Here is a 13,825-nt window from a genome sequence, read left to right on the forward strand (position 1 = left end):
TTCGCGCGGCGAAACCGGCTGCTTAAACGAGTAGTAGGCTACGCCCTGCGCGAACAGCACCTCGATCAGTGCGAGCGTGCGGACATTGGCCGCGGCGGTCAGCGCGAAGGACAGGAACCAGAATTGCGAGGCGAAGGCGCCCATGAAACCGGCGAGCAGCGACGGCTTCCAGAGGCCGAGGATGGCACGCAGGATCTTGGGTGCGCGCCAGAGCAGGTAGACCGTCAGGATCAGCGTCTGCACGAACAGGCCCAGCACCAGCGTGAACGAGGACGCCGTCACGAAGGAGACGCCGGGCACCGCGATGATCGCGCCGCGGAAGCCGACGGCTGACAGCGCGAACGCCGCCGCGGCAACGAGGCCGATGATGGTCGGCTTCAATTCGGCAAAACTCTTCTCGCCGCCGGGACGCAGCGCGGTGATGACGACGCCGACGGTCGCGATCACGATTGCCAGCACCTTGAGCCAGGTCAGGTGATCACCGAGGAAGACGAAGCCGAAGATCGCGGTCTGGATCGCTTCGGTCTTCAGGTAAGCCGTCGTCACCACGAACGACCGATCGTTCATGGCGAGCAGCATCAATCCGGTGGCGACGATCTGGCTGAGCGCCCCTAACAGCAGCCACGGCCAGAACACGGTCGGCGGCGCGCTCAGATGATCGCCCGAGACGACCAGCACGACGGCCAGGAAAAGCACCGAGAACGGAAAGCCGAACAGGAAGCGGATGTTGGTCGCGCCCCAGGTGCCCAGCGGCTTCGTCAGCGACCGCTGCATCGCGTTGCGCGCCACCTGCCCGAGTGCGGCAATGACGGTGAAGGGAATCCAAAGGCTGGTGATGGTGAACATGGGCGGGGGAATGGCTGGGAATGCAGTAATCGTAGCCCAAACTGCCGAGACCGACTCAAGAGGTCAATTGGGCTCACGTCATAGGAGCGATGCTCCTGCTACAAACTTCGTCGTCGTCCTGGACAAGCGAAGCGCAGATCCAGGACCCATTACCCCAGGGAGTAGTTTGGCGAAGACTCGTGGTTACCAGCGCGCCACAACCTCTCCCTGGGGTTATGGGTCCTGGCCTTCGCCAGGACGACACCTTTAGTGCTGTTGCAGCGAGACCCTCAAAGCCAGCATGCCCGCTCACACCATCCCTTCCGCCACGACCATGTAGTTCACGTCCATGTCGGACGAGAGGCTCCATCTGTCGGCGAAGGGCGAGTAGACGACGCCGGTCTGCTCGGTGATGACGAGGCGGTTGTCGAGCAGATATTTGGCGAGTTCGTCGGGGGTGACGAACTTGTTCCACTCATGGGTGCCGCGCGGCAGCCAGCGCAGCACGTATTCGGCGCCGACGATGGCGAGCGCAAAGCTCTTCCAGTTGCGGTTCAGCGTCGAGACCACCATCAGCCCGTTCGGCTTCAGCATGGCGGCGCAGCGGCTCAGGAAGACGCCGACGTCGGTGACGTGCTCCACCACCTCCATCGCCAGCACGATGTCGAAGCGCTCGCGCGGATCGACCTCCTCGACCGTGGTGCAGCGATAGTCGATCGACAGATGCCCCTTGTCGGCATGCAGCTTTGCAGCCGCGATGTTGCTTGCCGAAGGATCGATGCCGATGACCTGCGCCCCGAGCCGCGACAGCGGCTCGCAGAGCAGCCCCGCACCGCAGCCGATGTCGAGCACGCGCAGACCTCCGAGGCAGTTGAGGCTGCGCACGTTGCGCTCGAACTTGCGGCAGGCGGCGTCGCGGATATAGCCGAGCCGCAGCGGATTGATCTTGTGCAGCGGGGCCATCTTGCCGTTGGGGTCCCACCACTCGGCGGAGAGCTTTGAGAACTTGGCGACCTCGCCGGCGTCGACGGTCGAGGACTGGCTAACAATCGTGGTGGCGGAACTATTCTGCTGCATGCTCATGAAAACGCGCCGTCCTACCGCACGGTGATCGAATTGCGGAAGGCAAGTGGGGACGCGATGGTCTGGATCTTCTCGATCCCCTCGCCCACGCCGCGGATCGTCACATCGCCGTAGTTGAAGATGCGACCCAGAATGGTCTGGTCGACATCGACACTTTCGACCTTGTCGAGGCTCATTTCAAAGGTCTTTCGGGTGATGAACCCGGTCTTATGCACAACCCTGAAATTGGTCACATCGGTTTCGGTGGTGAAGCGGTGGAACCAGCCCTTCAGTGTCCAATAGAGGGCGCCTAGTGCCACCAGGCCACCGGCCGTGAGGCACAGCAGCACGAGGCCCTCGGTGGTCGTCTGCCGGGACATCAGAAGCAGGACCAGGGCCACGATCCAGGCCAGAATCGCCGGGGAATAGAAGATCCAGTGCGCATTGGTCGAATACAGCACCTTCTCGCCGGGCTGCAGGATCTTGTCGATATAACGCGCCATAACCTCGATTAACCCATTCCCCGCCCCGACGGGTCCGTCAGGAACCGGCTTGCCCCCGGCCCCGCCGCTCTGTATACGCGCGGTCGGTAGCTACCCCGTCCAGCGCGGGCCACCATACTGATCCTCAAGAGGGAATGCACGCGTCGTCATGAGCCGCCTCGTGATGAAATTCGGCGGCACATCCGTCGCCAATATTGAACGTATCCGCAACGTCGCACACCATGTGAAGCGTGAGGTCGACGCCGGCCACGAGGTTGCCGTGGTGGTCTCGGCGATGTCCGGCAAGACCAACGAGCTGGTCGCCTGGTGTACCGAAGCTTCGCCCATGCACGATGCGCGTGAATATGACGCCGTGGTCGCCTCAGGCGAGCAGGTGACGTCGGGCTTGCTGGCCATCGTGCTCCAGGGCCTGGGCATCCAGGCCCGCTCCTGGCAGGGCTGGCAGATCCCGATCAAGACCAGCGACGCCCATGCCTCGGCCCGCATCGAGGACATCGACGGCAACGAGATCATCAACCGTTTCAAGGAGCGCAAGGAGGTCGCGGTCATCGCCGGCTTCCAGGGCATCAATCCCGAGACCGGCCGAATCACCACGCTCGGCCGCGGCGGCTCCGACACTTCGGCGGTCGCGATCGCCGCCGCCGTCAAGGCAGACCGCTGCGACATCTACACGGATGTCGATGGCGTCTACACCACCGACCCGCGCATCGTGCCGAAAGCGCGCCGGCTCGACAAGATCGCGTTCGAGGACATGCTGGAACTTGCCTCCCAGGGCGCCAAGGTGCTCCAGGTCCGCTCGGTGGAACTCGGCATGGTCCACAACATGCCGATCTTCGTCCGGTCGAGCTTCGACAAGCCCGAGGACATCGACCCGCATGCCAACCAGCCGCCCGGCACGCTGATCTGCAGCGAGGAGGAGATCATGGAAAACCACGTCGTCACCGGCATCGCCTTCTCCAAGGACGAGGCCCAGATCTCGGTGCGCCAGATCGAGGACAAGCCGGGTGTCGCCGCCTCGATCTTCGGGCCGCTCGCGGACGCCAACATCAACGTCGACATGATCGTCCAGAACGTCTCCGAGGACGGCAAGACCACGGACCTGACCTTCACGGTGCCGGCGACCGACTACGCCCGCGCCAGGGACACGATCGCCGCCGCCAAGGCCAAGATCGGCTATGCGCGGCTCGACAGCGCCACCGACGTCGCCAAAATCTCCGTGATCGGCAGCGGCATGCGCAGCCATGCCGGCGTCGCCGCCCAGGCGTTCTCGGCCCTCGCGGCACGGAATATCAACATCCGCGCCATCACAACCTCCGAGATCAAATTCTCGGTTTTGATCGACACCGCCTATACCGAGCTTGCGGTGCGAACCCTGCACACGCTCTACGGTCTCGATCAGGTTTAGACGAATTTTCTGTTAGCGACCGCAGCAAACGCGAAGGTGTACACACCTTCGCGTTTGGCAGGCGTTTTGCTTGGCAAAACAAGCCTCAATTCGCTATACGGCGAACAGGGTGGGCTGCCGCAGACTGTGCCCCAGTTCAGGCGGTGCCGATTCGGCACAGGCGCTAAATCTGAAAAGATTTGGGCTCGTGCCGACGCCGGAAGAGCAAATTTGTTGTTTCTCTGGAGTTTTGGGCCAGCCGCCGGCTACCCCGCCGGGCCAGGCAGATGGAGGAGATTGACGGCACATGCGGAGCGCGTCGGGAGGTCCCCGCGTCTTGTTGAGACGGCTCCGCGAAACCATGGCGGAGCAGGTCTCGGCCCAGGAGCGGCTGGACAAGATCGTGGTGCTGATCGCTGCCAACATGGTGGCCGAGGTGTGCTCGGTCTATGTGCTGCGCGTCGACAATACCCTCGAGCTCTACGCCACAGAAGGCCTCAACCGCGAGGCCGTGCACCATACCGTGCTGAGCGCCCATGAGGGCCTGGTCGGCCTCGTCGCCAGCGAGGCGACCCCGCTCAACCTCAGCGACGCCCAGAGTCATCCGGCCTTCTCGTTCCGTCCCGAGACCGGCGAAGAAATCTACCACTCCTTCCTCGGCGTGCCGATTCTGCGCGCCGGCAACACGCTCGGCGTGCTGGTGGTGCAGAACCGCGCCAAGCGCAATTATGTCGAGGAGGAGTTGGAGGCGCTCCAGACCACCGCAATGGTGCTGGCGGAGCTGATCGCCTCGGGCGAATTGTCCGCGCTCGCCCAGCCCGGCCTCGAACCGGCCGCGCGCCATTCCGCGCAAAAGGTCGGTGCGATCCTGTCGGAGGGTATCGCGCTTGGCCATGTCGTGCTGCACGAACCGCGCGTCGTCATCAAGGACTACATTGCCGAGGACCTGCCGAAGGAAATCAAGCGGCTCGACACCGCGCTCGCCAAGCTGCGCTCCGATCTCGACCGCATGCTGGAGCGCGGCGACGTCGCCGAGGGCGGCGAGCACCGCGACGTGCTGGAAGCCTACCGCATGTTCGCCAACGACCAGGGCTGGTCGCACAAGCTGCATGAAGCGGTGGCGACCGGCCTCACCGCGGAAGCTGCCGTCGAGCGCGTGCAGTCCGACACCCGCGCGCGCATGCTGCGCTCCACCGATCCCTATTTGCGCGACCGCCTGCACGATCTCGAAGACCTCGGCTACCGCCTGATGCGGCAGCTCGTCGGCCAGGATCACGCGCCGTCACGCGAGCAACTGCCCGACAACGCCATCGTCATTGCACGCGCGATGGGACCGGCGGCGCTGCTCGACTACGACCGCAAGCGGCTGCGCGGCATCGTGCTGGAGGAAGGCACCGCAAACTCGCACGTCTCGATCGTGGCGCGTGCGCTCGGCATCCCCGCGGTCGGCGAGGTGCCGAACGCGCCGGGTATTGCCGATCCCGGCGACGCCATCATCGTCGACGGCACCTCGGGCTCGATCTATGTACGACCCTCGCAGGAGATCGAGGCGGCCTATGCGGAGCGCGTGCGCTTCCGCGCGCGGCGCCAGGCGCAGTATCTGGCACTGCGCGACCGGCCCTGCGTCACCAAGGACGGCGAGGCGGTCGAGCTGATGATCAACGCGGGTCTCGCCATCGACCTGCCGCATATCGACGACACCGGCAGCGCCGGCATCGGCCTGTTCCGGACCGAGCTGCAATTCATGGTCGGCCAGAGCCTGCCGCGCACCAGCGACCAGCTCGCGCTCTATCGTACCGTGCTCGATGCCGCCGGCACCAAGCCCGTCACCTTCCGCACCCTCGACATCGGTGGCGACAAGGCGCTGCCCTATATGGAGGCGGTGATCGAGGAGAATCCCGCGCTCGGCTGGCGCGCGATCCGGCTTGGCCTGGACCGCCCCGGCCTGCTGCGCGGCCAGATCCGCGCGCTCTTGCGCGCCGGCGGCGGCCGGGCGCTGCGCGTGATGTTCCCGATGATCTCCGAGGTCGCCGAATTCGATTCGGCGAAGGCGCTGGTCGAGCGCGAGCTGACATATCTGCGCCAGCACGGCCACACGCTGCCGGAGCGCATCGACATCGGCACCATGGTCGAGGTGCCGGCGCTGCTCTACCAGCTCGACGAGCTCCTGAAGAAGGTCGATTTCATCTCGGTCGGCTCCAACGATCTGTTCCAGTTCCTGTTTGCGGTCGATCGCGGCAACGCCAAGGTCTCGGACCGCTTCGACACCATGTCGGCACCGATCCTGCGCGTGCTGCGCGAGATCGTGCGCAAGTCCAAAGCCGCGCAGAAGTCCGTCTCGCTGTGCGGCGAGATGGCGTCCAAGCCGATCGGCGCGCTGGCGCTGATCGCGATGGGCTATCGCTCCCTGTCACTGTCGGCGACCGCGCTCGGGCCGGTGAAGGCGATGGTCCTCGAGCTCGACGCCAAGAAGGCGGCCGCGATGCTCGATCCGCTCCTGGATGCGCCGACCGGCACCGTCTCGATCCGTCAGAAGCTGACGCAATTTGCCGAGGCCGAAGGGCTGTCGTTGTAGCGGGCCGGTCCGAAACCCGCCCCGCGTTGCCCCTTTTTGCATCTGAGACTTGATCGATGTCGTCACTCCCCGAAGCCAAACTGGACGTCCTCCTTGCACATCATGCCTCGCTCGAGGCCGAGTCGCTCGGCCAGCTCTCCTCCGAGCGTTATGTGCAGGTCACGCGCGAGCTCGCCGAGATCAGCCCGTTGATCGAGGCGGTGAAGACCTATCGGTCTGCGGTGAAGGAGCTCGCCGATACCGAGGCGCTGATCGCCGATCCCGCGACCGACGCCGAAATGCGCGGCATGGCCGAGGCAGAGCGCGACGATCTCTCGCCTAGAATCGAGGATCTCGTGCAGAAGATCCGCGTGGCGCTGTTACCCAAGGACGCCATGGACGACCGCAACGTGGTGCTGGAAATCCGCGCCGGCACCGGCGGCGACGAGGCCTCGCTGTTCGCCGGCGACCTGTTCCGGATGTACGAGCGTTTTGCCGGCTTGCAGGGCTGGAAGGTCGAGGTGATCTCGGCGAGCGAAGGCACCGTCGGCGGCTACAAGGAGATCATCGCCGAGGTGCAGGGCCGCGGTGCGTTCTCCAAGCTGAAGTTCGAATCCGGCGCGCACCGCGTGCAGCGCGTGCCCGACACCGAGACGCAAGGCCGCATCCATACCTCCGCCGCGACCGTCGCGGTGCTGCCGGAGGTCGAGGATGTCGACGTCGACATCAAGAACGAGGATCTGCGCATCGAGACCATGCGCGCACAAGGAGCCGGCGGCCAGCACGTCAACAAGACGGAATCGGCGATCCGCATCACCCACATCCCGACCGGCATCGTCGTGATGATGCAGGACAGCCGCTCGCAGCACAAGAACAGGGCGTCCGCGATGAACATCCTGCGCTCGCGCATCTACGACGCCGAACGCCAGCGTGTCGAGGCGGCGCGCTCGGCCGACCGCAAGGAGAAGGTCGGCTCCGGCGACCGCAGCGAGCGCATCCGCACCTATAATTTTCCGCAGGGGCGCGTCACCGACCACCGCATCAATCTGACGCTGTATAAGCTGCCGCAGGTGATCGCGGGCGAAGCGCTCGGCGAGCTGATCGACGCCCTGACCACGGAGCATCAGGCCGCCCAGCTCGCGGCGCAGGGTGCTGCGGCCTAACGCCTCTTCGTGCGGAATGATCGCAGGATCTTGCTCAGGGCCGGGCTTGCCGCGCGCAGCTCTTCGAGATGGATTTTTGAGAGCGCCCGCAGCTTCTGTTCGCCCTTGGCTGTCAGCTTGAGACGGACCTTCCTGGCATCCTGCGGATCGGCAACCCGGGTGATCAGCTTCAGCTTCGCCATCCGGTTCATCAGCTCGACCGCAGTGTGATGCCGGATCAGCAGGAAGCGCGCGACGTCGCCGATGGTCGCATCTTGCGGTCCGGCAGCCCCCTTGATCGCGAGGAGGGCCTGATGCTGCTGGGGCGCCAGACCGGCGCGCCGGGCCGCGGCCTCGCTGAAGGCCAGGAAGGTTCGCACCTGGTAGCGGAATTGCGCTAGCGCCTGATAGTCGGCCTCGCGCATCGCCGCGCTCTCGGGCCGCGCCGGCGTTGTCGTCTTCTTCGGTTGAACCATGCCGTGCCGTCCGCCTCGATCTCACCACCCGCCGACAGGAGCGGATAGGTCAAGGCTAGCAAGCGGCCAGCTCCGGACCAACCGGCCGGCACCGCGGATGCACAGCTATCCGCCCGCCTATTCGAAGTTGGAAAAATTCGAGAGCAGGATCTTCACCAGGATGATCTGGAACGCGATCGGGATGCGCACGCTTCGCCGCCGGATCGACCGCTGCAACGCGCCGGCGATCTCGGTGCTGGTGAGTGCGCCGGATGCGGCGTTGGCGATCAGCCGCGTCCACATCTCCGGCAGTGATCCGCCGGGCCGGACCGCCGGCTTGATCGTGACGCCGCAGCCCTGCGCCCAGGCGATGATCTCGCGTGTCGTGTGCGGGCCGCAATTGCGCGCGGTCGCAAGACGCTCGGCAGTCAGCGCGAGCAGCAACTCGCGTGACGGCGACCAGCTTCCCTTCGGCGGCTGCTCACCCGTCAGCTCGACCGCAAGCTCCTTGAGCACGTTCTGGGCGCGCACGCTCGGCGTCTTCATCGGGCCGGGCGCCAGGTTCGACTGACCGGCCGGCGAGCTGCGCCAGCCGTCCGGCCGATTGCGCGCCTCCGGCGCGCGAAAAGCGTCGAGAGCCTGCGGCGTGGTCCGGTGGCCGTCACCATCCGCCGCTGCCCGCCGCGAGTTCCGCGGCCATGACCGCCGCTTCCTGACACCTGCCACTCTCGTTTGCCGCGTCATGTCGTCTGCCGAACCATCGAGTACGTACTCATAAAGGCTAATATGTATCGTAACACGATATGTTTTTGCGGGACAATTTTCTCACCTAGACCAAAGGCGAAATTGACAGCGAGACATCACAAGCAATGCTTGCGGCAAGAGTTACACGGGGATGTGACACGACGCGCAACCGGCAAGGCCGGGAGCAGCGCCGATGGATGGTCACGTCCCCCAAACAAACATGCTCGGGAGGAACTTGATCATGACAAACAGCTCCATCAGCCGCGGCCTGAATTCAAGACTTTCGCGCCGACGCCTGCTGCAAGGCAGCGCCGGCATCATCGGCGGCTCGCTGCTGCCGGCGATGCCCGCGCTCGCCGACGACAAGCCCGCGCTCGGCACCTATCCGGCGGGCGCCTCGGGCTCTTCTGTCTTCATCGGCATCTCCGTGCCGCGCACCGGCACCTATGCGGTGCAGGGCGAGGACGAGCTCAAGGGCTATCAGCTCGCGATCGAGCACATCAACAGCGGGCATGATCTGATCAAGAAGATCTCGCCCAAGACCAGCAAGGGCGTGCTCGGCAAGGAGCTGAAATTCGGTGTCGCCGATTCCGCCGCCAAGCCCAACGAGGCGGTGCAGGCGCAGCAGCGCTTCATCAGCGAGAACAAGGCGATCATGATCACCGGCGGCACGTCGAGCGCGGTCGCAGTCGCCTTGAACAAGCTCGCGCAGCGCGAGAAGGTGCTCTTCGTGTGCGGCATCTCCGGCTCGAACGACACCACCGGCAAGGATTGCGTCCGCTACGGCTTCCGCCAGGATTTCTTCGGCCAGACGGCGGCCGCGGCGATCGGCCCGGTGATGGTCAAAGCCTTTGGCAAGAACAAGAAGGCCGCTTACCTCACGCCCGACTACACCTACGGACACACCGTGACGAAGTCGATGCAGGATTTTCTGGCAAGCGCGGGATGGACGACCGCGACGAACCAGGTCGCGCCACTCGGCGCGCCCGACTATTCCTCATATCTGCTCAACGTCGCGAACTCCGGCGCCGACGTGCTCATCAACGTCAACTGGGGCCACGATGCCGTTCTCTCGACCCAGCAGGCCAAGCAGTTCGGCGTGCTCGACAGGATGAAGCTCGTGATTCCCTACCAGGTGCCGTTCATCGCGCGCGAGACCGGCGGCCTGATGCAGGGCGTCTATGCCGCGACCGACTATTGGTGGACGATCGAGGACAAGTTCCCGCTCGCCAAGATGTTCAACGACGCCTTCGCGGCGAAGTACGGCTACAAGCCGGAGTGGGGCGCCGAGAACGCCTATGTCAGCTTCGCGCACTGGGCGCGCATGTGTGAGGAAGCCGGCAGCTTCTATCCGCCTGACGTCATCAAGGCCTATGAGAAGGGCGAGACCATCCCCTCCTTCGTCGGCGACGTCCATTATCGCGCGGAAGACCATCAGTGCGTCCGTCCTGTCATCATCGTCAAGGGCAAGATGGAAAAGGACATGAAGAACAAGGAGGACTATTACGACGTCGTCGAGATCGTCCCCGGTGAGGGCCTGATGCAGAAGCCGGACGCGTTCGGCTGCCATCTCGGCGAGTACTCGTGAACCTGGGTTGACCCCTGTGACGCCGCGGGCAGTTGCCACGCCTGCGGCGTCAGCCTTTTGCGGATCGGCGCGTCGGTTCGCGCGGCTCGGAATCAAGACGCACTCATGATCAGTTGGCCCAATCTCATCTCCCAGCTCTTCAACGGGCTCGCGCTCGGCGCGCTGCTCGCGCTGATCAGTTCGGGCCTGACCATCATCTACGGCACGCTCGGCGTATTGAACCTCGCGCATGGCGCGATGTTCATGATCGGCGGCTACGCCGGCTTCGTCGCCTTTCAGTACACCCACTCGTTCATCATCGCCGTCATCGCGGGCTCGCTGTTCGTAATGCTCCTCGGCATCGCGATGGAGCGGGTGATCATCCGCCACTTCTACCAGCGTCCGCATGACGACCAGCTTCTCGTCACCTTCGGTCTCGGCATCTGCTTCGTCGAGATCGTTCGGCTGATCTTCTCAAGCCAGTCGCAGATCGTCCCGCCCCCGCCGTTGTTCCAGGGCATCACCAATCTCGGCTTCATGTTCTATCCGACCTATCGCCTCGCGGTGGTCGGCATCGTCGCGGTCGCGCTCGGCGCGCTGTTCCTCGTACTCTACCGGACCCGACTCGGCATGATCGTGCGCGCCGGCATCGAGGACTCCGTGATGGTGGATTCGCTCGGCATCGACGTCTACCGCGTCTTCATGGTCGTGTTCGGCATCGGCGCGATGGCCGCTGGATTTGCCGGCATCATCAACGCGCCGGTGGTGTCGCTGACACCGGGCGTCGGCGACGACATTTTGGTCGAGACCTTCGTGGTGGTGGTGATCGGCGGCGTCGGCTCGTTCCCGGGCGCCATTCTGGGCGGCCTGATCGCCGGCGAGATCATCAGCGTCACCTCCATGTTCAACCCCGGCTATGCCTATGTGATGCTGTTTGCTGCGATGACGCTCGTGCTTGTGGTGCGACCGCATGGCCTGCTCGGCGTGCAGGGGCGCGAATGAGTGGTCCGATGCCCAAGCAAGCGAAGTCCAGGCAGCTTCCCTATCTGATCGAGATCCTGACGGCGGCCGGCCTGATCGTCGCACCTGTCCTGCTGCCCCATCTTGGCTTTGCGCCGAACACCGTGAACCGGATCCTGGTCTGGGGCCTGTTCGGCCTCGGCTTCGACATCCTGTTCGGCTTCACCGGGCTGTTGTCGTTCGGCCAGTCTGCCTTCTACGGCACCGGCGGCTTCGTCGCCGCCTGGCTTCTGACCCGCGCCGGCTTCGGCAACGTGCTGGGCGCGCTGATCATCGGCATGATCGCCGCGGCTGCGACCGGCTACCTGGTCGGATTGATCGCGTTGCGCCGTACCGGCATCTACTTCGCCATGATCACGGTGGCGATCGCGGAGGTGTTCTTCTTCGTCGAGTTCAATCCGCTGGCCGACTTCACCGGCGGCGAGAACGGCCTGCCGGGCGTGCCGACGCCGAGCTTCGATCTCGGCTTCATTACGCTTCACTTCACCGATGGCTGGTCGCTCTACCAGTTCATCGCGCTCTGCTACTTCATCGGCATCGTAATCGCGCTCAGGATCGTGCGCTCGCCGGTCGGCGCGATCTTCAGCGCGATCCGCGACAATCCGCTGCGCGCAACCGCGGTCGGCCACAACATCCACGGCTACAAGCTCACCGCCTTCGTGATCGCCGCCGCCTATGCCGGCTTTGCCGGCGGACTGCTCGGCGTGCTGCAAGCCTTCATGCCGCCGGACGCCTTCACGTTCGACACCTCCGGCCAGCTCGTGATGCAGACCGCGATCGGCGGCCGCGGCACGCTGTTCGGCCCGCTAGTCGGCGCTGCCGTCTGGCTGTTCCTCCAGGATTTCCTGCAGGCCGCGATGGGGTTAGGGGCCGCCTGGAAGCTCGTGCTCGGCGTCGTCTTCGTGGCTTTGGTCTGCTTCCTGCGCGGCGGCATCGTCGGCGGACTCATCAACCTCTTCGGCTTCGTCACGGGCAAGCGGGCCGCGGCTCCGGCCGAGGAAGCGCCAGCCGTAGCAGGCCAGCACGCCGCGGAGGCCGAAATAGCGGAACGAACGCCTGTCGTTCCTGCGCCGGCGGGGACCAAACGCGACCACCGTCCGGGTCCAATCCTTCAAGCCACCGGCCTGACCAAGCGCTATGGCGGCCTCGTCGCCAACAGCGACATCGACTTCAGCGTCAATCATGGCGAGCTGCGCGGCATCATCGGCCCCAACGGCGCCGGCAAGTCGACCTTCTTCAAGATGCTGACCTGCGAGATCGCGCCGACCTCGGGCCGCATCGTGTTCGAGGGCCGCGATATCACGGGACAGCGCATCACCGATGTCTGCCAGCTCGGCCTGACCAAGAGCTACCAGGTCAACCAGCTTTTCGCCGGCCTGACCGTGCGGCAGAACCTGACCATCGCGGCGCTCGCAAAATTGCGCGGCAAGTTCCGCCTCGATCTGTTCCGCAAGCTCTCCACCGTGAAGGGCCTGTCGCGGCAGGTCGAGCATACGCTTCATCTCGTCAATCTGGCCGCGCGGGCCGACACGCCGGTTGCCGAGCTCGCCTATGGCGAGAAGCGCCGGCTGGAGATCGGGCTCGCACTCGCCACCTCGCCCCGGCTGCTGCTGCTCGACGAGCCGCTCGCGGGCATGAGCCCGCGTGAGAGGATTGAAACCGTGCGCCTGCTCAAGGCCATCGCGCGCGACCGCACCATGATCATCATCGACCACGACATGGATTCGCTGTTCGAGCTGGTCGAGCGCGTCACCGTGCTCCAGGAGGGCCGCGTGCTGCTCGAGGGCACGCCGGAGGAAATCAGGACCAACGCCGCCGTGCAGGAAGCCTATCTCGGCGGCGTGCATGGAGAGATCGCCGCATGAGCCTGATCGAGGTCAACGGCCTGAACAGCTATTACGGGGATTCGCACATCCTGTTCGACGTCGCCATGCGCGTCGAGCGGCACGAGGTCGTCGCGCTGCTCGGCCGCAACGGTGCCGGCAAGAGCACGACGTTGAAGAGCCTGATGGGCGTGGTGAGGCCGCGCAGCGGCACCGTGATCTTCGACGGCACCGACATCGCCGGGCGCCGCAGCCACAGGATCGCGCGGGCCGGCATGCAGCTGGTCCACGAGGAACGCCGCATCTTCGGCAGCCTCACCGTCGAGGAGAACATCGTCATTGCCGGCTTCACCGCGGAGAAGCGCTGGCCGCTCGATCGCATCTACGAGATGTTTCCGCGGCTGAAGGAACGGCGCGGCAATCGCGGCAACGAGCTTTCCGGCGGCGAGCAGCAGATGCTGGCAATCGCGCGCGCGCTGGTGCGCGATCCCAAGATCATCCTGCTGGACGAGCCGTTCGAGGGGCTTGCCCCCGTGATCGTCCGCGATCTCGTCAGGGCATGCGGCGATCTCGCCGCCGCCGGCCAGACCATCGTGCTGGTCGAGCAGAACCTGGCGGCAACGCTCGCGCTCGCCAAGCGCATCTACATCATCAACAACGGTCACATCGTGCACGAGGGCCCAGCCCAGGAGCTGAAGGCCCAGCCGCAGCTTCTGCAACGCTGGCTCGGCGTCTGATCCGCTTCA

General features: G+C 64.9%; 12 protein-coding genes. 7 read left to right on the top strand and 5 right to left on the bottom strand.

Features of this window, described 5'->3' with window-relative positions:
- From Q2941_RS17575 to Q2941_RS17585, 3 genes are all read right to left on the bottom strand, one after another.
- A partial coding sequence (locus tag Q2941_RS17575) for an EamA family transporter (protein WP_458193263.1) occupies nucleotides 1-846 on the bottom strand: 846 nt, incomplete at its 3' end.
- 288 nt (nucleotides 847-1,134) lie between these two features.
- Nucleotides 1,135-1,908: a bifunctional 2-polyprenyl-6-hydroxyphenol methylase/3-demethylubiquinol 3-O-methyltransferase UbiG gene (ubiG, locus tag Q2941_RS17580; RefSeq protein WP_027524055.1), complete on the bottom strand. Its 774-nt coding sequence runs from the start codon at nucleotides 1,906-1,908 to the stop codon at nucleotides 1,135-1,137.
- A 14-nt stretch (nucleotides 1,909-1,922) separates the two neighbouring features.
- Complete coding sequence (locus Q2941_RS17585; RefSeq protein WP_027524054.1) at nucleotides 1,923-2,390, bottom strand: PH domain-containing protein; 468 nt, start codon at nucleotides 2,388-2,390, stop codon at nucleotides 1,923-1,925.
- A 148-nt stretch (nucleotides 2,391-2,538) separates the two neighbouring features.
- On the opposite strand from Q2941_RS17585, the gene Q2941_RS17590 reads away from it, so the two are divergent.
- The 3 genes from Q2941_RS17590 (at nucleotide 2,539) to prfA (ending at nucleotide 7,491) form a co-directional block, all read left to right on the top strand.
- Entirely contained in the window at nucleotides 2,539-3,795 is a 1,257-nt protein-coding gene (locus Q2941_RS17590; protein ID WP_027524053.1) for an aspartate kinase, read from the top strand.
- A 286-nt stretch (nucleotides 3,796-4,081) separates the two neighbouring features.
- The gene (ptsP, locus tag Q2941_RS17595) at nucleotides 4,082-6,349 is read left to right on the top strand and encodes a phosphoenolpyruvate--protein phosphotransferase (protein WP_027524052.1); all 2,268 of its coding nucleotides are present in this window, start codon (nucleotides 4,082-4,084) and stop codon (nucleotides 6,347-6,349) included.
- A 56-nt stretch (nucleotides 6,350-6,405) separates the two neighbouring features.
- On the top strand, nucleotides 6,406-7,491 hold the full coding sequence (prfA, locus tag Q2941_RS17600) for a peptide chain release factor 1 (protein WP_458193264.1): 1,086 nt from the start codon (nucleotides 6,406-6,408) through the stop codon (nucleotides 7,489-7,491).
- On the opposite strand, the gene Q2941_RS17605 is transcribed toward prfA, so the two are convergent.
- Together Q2941_RS17605 and Q2941_RS17610 are read right to left on the bottom strand one after the other, a co-directional pair.
- Complete coding sequence (locus Q2941_RS17605) at nucleotides 7,488-7,946, bottom strand: MarR family winged helix-turn-helix transcriptional regulator (protein WP_254109860.1); 459 nt, start codon at nucleotides 7,944-7,946, stop codon at nucleotides 7,488-7,490. The two genes, prfA and Q2941_RS17605, sit on opposite strands and share 4 nt — an antisense overlap.
- A gap of 117 nt (nucleotides 7,947-8,063) precedes the next feature.
- Nucleotides 8,064-8,669: a hypothetical protein gene (locus tag Q2941_RS17610; RefSeq protein WP_254109859.1), complete on the bottom strand. Its 606-nt coding sequence runs from the start codon at nucleotides 8,667-8,669 to the stop codon at nucleotides 8,064-8,066.
- 241 nt (nucleotides 8,670-8,910) lie between these two features.
- Here Q2941_RS17610 and Q2941_RS17615 point away from each other — a divergent pair, with 241 nt between their 5' ends.
- From Q2941_RS17615 to Q2941_RS17630, 4 genes are all read left to right on the top strand, one after another.
- Entirely contained in the window at nucleotides 8,911-10,257 is a 1,347-nt protein-coding gene (locus tag Q2941_RS17615) for a substrate-binding protein (protein ID WP_458193265.1), read from the top strand.
- Between the two features lie 105 nt (nucleotides 10,258-10,362).
- Complete coding sequence (locus tag Q2941_RS17620) at nucleotides 10,363-11,238, top strand: branched-chain amino acid ABC transporter permease (protein WP_458193266.1); 876 nt, start codon at nucleotides 10,363-10,365, stop codon at nucleotides 11,236-11,238.
- A gap of 8 nt (nucleotides 11,239-11,246) precedes the next feature.
- A complete protein-coding gene (locus tag Q2941_RS17625; RefSeq protein ID WP_458193267.1) occupies nucleotides 11,247-13,121 on the top strand; it encodes a branched-chain amino acid ABC transporter ATP-binding protein/permease in 1,875 nt (624 codons plus the stop codon).
- The gene (locus tag Q2941_RS17630) at nucleotides 13,118-13,816 is read left to right on the top strand and encodes an ABC transporter ATP-binding protein (protein WP_254109856.1); all 699 of its coding nucleotides are present in this window, start codon (nucleotides 13,118-13,120) and stop codon (nucleotides 13,814-13,816) included. The genes Q2941_RS17625 and Q2941_RS17630 overlap by 4 nt, the downstream gene beginning before the upstream one ends.
- The last annotated feature ends 9 nt before the right edge of the window (nucleotides 13,817-13,825 follow it).

This window comes from Bradyrhizobium sp. UFLA05-153 (assembly GCF_054185185.1).

Excerpts from the sequence above, each read along its gene's own strand:
- ubiG (WP_027524055.1), bottom strand. The coding sequence starts at position 1,908 with ATGAGCATGCAGCAGAATAGTTCCGCCACCACGATTGTTAGCCAGTCC.
- Q2941_RS17585 (WP_027524054.1), bottom strand. The coding sequence starts at position 2,390 with ATGGCGCGTTATATCGACAAGATCCTGCAGCCCGGCGAGAAGGTGCTG.
- Q2941_RS17590 (WP_027524053.1), top strand. The coding sequence starts at position 2,539 with ATGAGCCGCCTCGTGATGAAATTCGGCGGCACATCCGTCGCCAATATT.
- ptsP (WP_027524052.1), top strand. The coding sequence starts at position 4,082 with ATGCGGAGCGCGTCGGGAGGTCCCCGCGTCTTGTTGAGACGGCTCCGC.
- prfA (WP_458193264.1), top strand. The coding sequence starts at position 6,406 with ATGTCGTCACTCCCCGAAGCCAAACTGGACGTCCTCCTTGCACATCAT.
- Q2941_RS17605 (WP_254109860.1), bottom strand. The coding sequence starts at position 7,946 with ATGGTTCAACCGAAGAAGACGACAACGCCGGCGCGGCCCGAGAGCGCG.
- Q2941_RS17610 (WP_254109859.1), bottom strand. The coding sequence starts at position 8,669 with ATGACGCGGCAAACGAGAGTGGCAGGTGTCAGGAAGCGGCGGTCATGG.
- Q2941_RS17615 (WP_458193265.1), top strand. The coding sequence starts at position 8,911 with ATGACAAACAGCTCCATCAGCCGCGGCCTGAATTCAAGACTTTCGCGC.
- Q2941_RS17620 (WP_458193266.1), top strand. The coding sequence starts at position 10,363 with ATGATCAGTTGGCCCAATCTCATCTCCCAGCTCTTCAACGGGCTCGCG.
- Q2941_RS17625 (WP_458193267.1), top strand. The coding sequence starts at position 11,247 with ATGCCCAAGCAAGCGAAGTCCAGGCAGCTTCCCTATCTGATCGAGATC.
- Q2941_RS17630 (WP_254109856.1), top strand. The coding sequence starts at position 13,118 with ATGAGCCTGATCGAGGTCAACGGCCTGAACAGCTATTACGGGGATTCG.